The sequence below is a fragment of the Dietzia sp. B44 genome (assembly GCF_014145245.1).
In the GTDB taxonomy this organism is placed as follows: domain Bacteria; phylum Actinomycetota; class Actinomycetes; order Mycobacteriales; family Mycobacteriaceae; genus Dietzia; species Dietzia natronolimnaea.
In genome coordinates this window covers 1-4,203 of record NZ_JAALEF010000032.1, presented here as the reverse complement: position 1 = coordinate 4,203, position 4,203 = coordinate 1, and the positions used below count along the sequence as shown (strand labels likewise).

The window sequence follows — 4,203 nt, the reverse complement described above, 5'->3', positions numbered from 1 at the left end:
CCGGCGTGGGCCGGGAACCCGTCAGACGCGGGCCCGCGAGCGCGTCGTCAGACGCGGGCCCGGGAGCGCGCGGGCGGCTCGTCGAGGTGCACCGAATACCTGCGCACCAGCGCCCGCCACACCAGCGGCCCGACCGTCACCAGCACCAGCGCGATGGCGCCGATCAGTGCAGGCGAGGCCCCGAGCATCGCCGAGGCGGTGACCGCCAACACGATGGTGATGCCCCGCCGGATCAGTCCCTGCGGCACCCGTCCGGCGAACTTCGACCCGACGTACGTCCCGATCGCCCCGCCGATCAGCAGGGGCACCAGAAGGTTCCAGTCGACGCCGGTCACCATCACGTGGCCGATCGCCGCCGCGATCACCAGCGGGACCGCCTGCACGAGGTCGGTGCCCACCAGCCGCAGCGCGGCCAGGGTCGGGTACAGCAGCATGATGCACATCATGATGACCGTGCCGGAACCCACCGAGGTGATGCCCACCATCAGCCCGCCGATCACGCCGACCAGCAGGGTGATCAGCGGTTTGACCGGCGGGTTCGGGTCGTTGCCCGTGCGGATCTTGCCGGCCATCTCGAAGAAGGCGCGCAGGAAATAGGCGGAGGACGCCACGATGAGCGTGCCGCCGATGGCCTTCTTCAGCAGCCCCTGGACGTCGTCGGCTCCCACCGCGTGCACCAGCCAGGCCCCCAGATAGGCCGTCGGGACCGAACCCAGGATCAGCCAGAACGCGATCTTCAGGTTGGGTTTCCCGTGCTTCCAGTGCACGCCGGCCCCGATGACCTTGTTCACCGCGTTGACCACCAGATCGTTGGCCACGGCGGCGGTGGGCGGGATCCCCACGAGGATGAGCGCGGGCGTCATCAACGCCCCGCCGCCCATCCCCGTCAGACCTATGACCACGCCGATCACCGCGCTGACGACCAGCAGACCCAGCGAGTCGTAGGTCCAGAGCGCCTCCGGCACCGGGTCAGACCCCGAGGATCGAGCTGACGATCCGCTGAGCCACCTCTTCCGCGGTGCCGTCCTCCGGCCGGATGTGCAGGTCGGGGGTCAGCGGCGGCTCGTATGGCGCGGACACGCCGGTGAACTCGGGGATCTCTCCCGCCCGCGCCTTGGCGTAGAGCCCCTTGGGGTCACGTGCTTCGCACTCGGCCAACGGGGTGTCCACGAACACCTCGGTGAAGGGCAGGTCGGCCGCGGCGTGGACGCTGCGCGCCTTGTCGCGGTCGGCGCGCATCGGGGAGATGAGGGAACAGATGACGACGACGCCGGCGTCGGCGAACAGCGCCGCCACCTCCGCGGTGCGGCGGATGTTCTCCGCCCGGTCGGAGGCCGAGAACCCGAGGTCGGCGTTGAGGCCGTGCCGCAGATTGTCGCCGTCGAGGATGTAGGCGGGGTGCCCGGACTCGATGAGCAGCCGCTCCACCTCGGAGGCGACCGTGGACTTGCCCGAGCCCGACAGGCCCGTGAGCCACAGCGTGCGACCCTGCCCGCGGTCTCCGCGCTGGACGGCGCCGGCGTGCCACACCACGTTGGAACCGGTGGTGGCGGGGCCGATGATCATGCCCGCGCCCACGGTGTTGCCGGTGAGCTCGTCCACGAGGATGAACGCGCCGGTGTCGCGGTTACGGCGGTACGGGTCGTACATCAGCGGCGTCTGCGTGCGCAGGCCGATGCGGCCGATCTCGTTGAGCCCCAGCTCGGTGGAGTCGGGGTCGCGGTGCAGGGTGTTGATGTCGAGCCGGTACTCCAGGCCCGTGACGATCGCCTTGGTGTCGCGGGTGGTGTGCTTGACGACGTACCGCTTGTTGGGCGTGAGCGTGGAGTCGTCGGCGAACCAGCAGACCATGGCCTCCAGCTCGGTGCCCTGGTGCGGGCGGTTGCCGGGTCGGGCGATCATCTCACCGCGGACGATGTCGATCTCGTCGTTGAGTGCGATGGTCACCGCGGCCGGTGCCGCCGCCTCGTCCAGTTCCGCGCCGCCCGGTCCCCAGATGGCCTTGATGGTGGACTGCCGACCGGACGGCATCACCACCACCTCGTCATCGACCTTCATGATGCCCCCGGCGACGGTGCCGGCGAAGGACCGGTGGTCCAGGCCGTCGGCGCGCTGGGGGCGGATCACGTACTGCACCGGGAACCGGACGTCGGTCAGGTTGCGGTCCGAGGCGATGTGCACGTTCTCGAGATGGTCGAGCAGGGCCGGGCCCGTGTACCAGGGCATCGAATCAGTGCGGTCGACCACGTTGTCGCCCTTGAGCGCGGACAGCGGCACGAACGTCACGTCGTGGACCTCGAGCTTGGCGGCGAAGTCGGTGAACTCGGAGCGGATGGCCTCGTAGGTGGCCTCGTCGTAGTCGACCAGGTCCATCTTGTTGACGGCCACGACCAGGCGCGGGATGCCCAGCAGCGCGGAGAGGAACGCGTGCCGGCGCGTCTGCTCCAGCACCCCCTTGCGGGCGTCGACCAGGATGATCGCCACGTCGGCCGTCGAGGCGCCCGTGACCATGTTGCGCGTGTACTGCACGTGGCCCGGGGTGTCGGCGATGATGAACTTGCGGCGCGGGCTCGAGAAGTAGCGGTAGGCCACGTCGATCGTGATGCCCTGCTCGCGCTCGGAGCGCAGCCCGTCGGTGAGCAGCGCGAGGTCGGTGTACTCGTCACCGCGCTTGGCCGAGGTGGCCTCGATCGAGGCGAGCTGGTCCTCGAATATCCCCTTGGAGTCGTAGAGCAGGCGCCCGATGAGGGTCGACTTGCCGTCGTCGACCGACCCCGCGGTGGCGATGCGCAGCAGCTGGGCGTGCTCGGACATGGTGCTCAACTGCTCCGGGGTGAGAGTCGAGGCGGTGGCGAGCGTCGGCCCGCTGGTCGCGGACGATGCCGTGGTGGCGGAGCTCATCAGAAGTAGCCTTCCTTCTTGCGGTCTTCCATGCCGGCCTCGGAGATCCGGTCGTCGGCACGGGTGGCGCCGCGCTCGGTGACGCGGGTCCCCGCGACCTCGGCCACGACGGCGGCGTTGTCGGCGGCGTCGGACTCCACACACCCGGTGCAGGTGGCGTCGCCGACGGTGCGGAAACGGACGAGCTCGGTGCGCGCCTCCTCGCCCGGGAGGGTCTCGAGGAACCGCGTCTTGGCCAGGAGCATCCCGTCGCGCTCGATCACCTCGCGCTGGTGCGCGTAGTAGATCGGCGGCAGGTCGATGTCCTCCCGCTCGATGTACTGCCAGATGTCCAGCTCGGTCCAGTTGGACAGCGGGAACACCCGGATGTGCTCGCCCTTGCGGTGGTTGCCGTTGTACAGCTTCCACAGCTCGGGGCGCTGTGCGCGCGGGTCCCAGGCGCCGAACGCGTCACGGAAGGAGAAGACGCGCTCCTTGGCGCGGGCCTTCTCCTCGTCGCGGCGGGCGCCGCCGAACACGGCGTCGAAGCGGTTCTCCTGGATGCCGCGCAGCAGGGCGGCGGTCTGGAGTCGGTTACGGCTGGTGCCGACGCCCGTCTCCTCGACCACGCGGCCGGCGTCGATGTCGTCCTGGACGTACGACACGAGCAGCTGGACCCCGGTCTCCTCGACCACCCGGTCCCGGTACTCGATGACCTCGTCGAAGTTGTGACCGGTGTCGACGTGCATGAGCGGGAACGGCATGGGCGCGGGCCAGAACGCCTTGCGCGCCAGGTGGAACATCACCACGGAGTCCTTGCCGCCGGAGAACAGCATCCCCGGGCGTTCGAACTGCGCGGCTACCTCGCGGAAGATGTGGACGGACTCGGCCTCGAGTGCGTCGAGGTGCGAGAGCGTCACCGCCGTCCTCGCTGTCATGCGACCTCCAATGTCGTGGGCTCGTCCGGCGTGACCGGACAGCAGACCGCAGACAGGTCTGTCTGCGGTCCGGCTCGGAGACCATCGTGCTCCCCGAGCGGCCCGATTTACATCTCGGAGACGGCAATCCCGGGCAGATCGTCCGCATGTCGACATAAGCTGTCGGATATGCGACACGAACCCACCCACCGTGTGCTCTCCGTGATCGAGGCGCTGTCGATCGAGGGCCCGCCGTTGCCCCTCGCCGAGATCGCCCGGGCCACCGGGGCCAGTCGCTCGACCCTGCACGCCGTGCTCGCCGAGATGCAGGCCGAGCAGTGGGCCGAGAAGCTCGAGGGCGGGTGGCGCGCCGGGCCCCGGATGCGCTCGGTCGCCGCGTCGCTGT

The 4,203-nt window shown here is 69.7% G+C and carries 4 protein-coding genes; 1 reads left to right on the top strand and 3 read right to left on the bottom strand.

The annotated features are described in order from the left end of the window. Positions 1 to 47: 47 nt before the first annotated feature. The 3 genes from G6017_RS01420 to cysD all read right to left on the bottom strand — a co-directional run bounded on the left by G6017_RS01420 (position 48) and on the right by cysD (position 3,818). Entirely contained in the window at positions 48 to 965 is a 918-nt protein-coding gene (locus G6017_RS01420; protein WP_182615559.1) for a TSUP family transporter, read from the bottom strand. 4 nt (positions 966 to 969) lie between these two features. Next, positions 970 to 2,814: a sulfate adenylyltransferase subunit CysN gene (cysN, locus tag G6017_RS01415; RefSeq protein WP_179525976.1), complete on the bottom strand. Its 1,845-nt coding sequence runs from the start codon at positions 2,812 to 2,814 to the stop codon at positions 970 to 972. A gap of 86 nt (positions 2,815 to 2,900) precedes the next feature. Beyond that, positions 2,901 to 3,818, bottom strand: coding sequence for a sulfate adenylyltransferase subunit CysD (cysD, locus tag G6017_RS01410; RefSeq protein WP_095718176.1), 918 nt, complete (start codon positions 3,816 to 3,818; stop codon positions 2,901 to 2,903). A 168-nt stretch (positions 3,819 to 3,986) separates the two neighbouring features. On the opposite strand from cysD, the gene G6017_RS01405 reads away from it, so the two are divergent. Continuing rightward, positions 3,987 to 4,203: helix-turn-helix domain-containing protein (locus G6017_RS01405; protein WP_182615557.1), on the top strand; the 217-nt coding region annotated here is incomplete at its 3' end.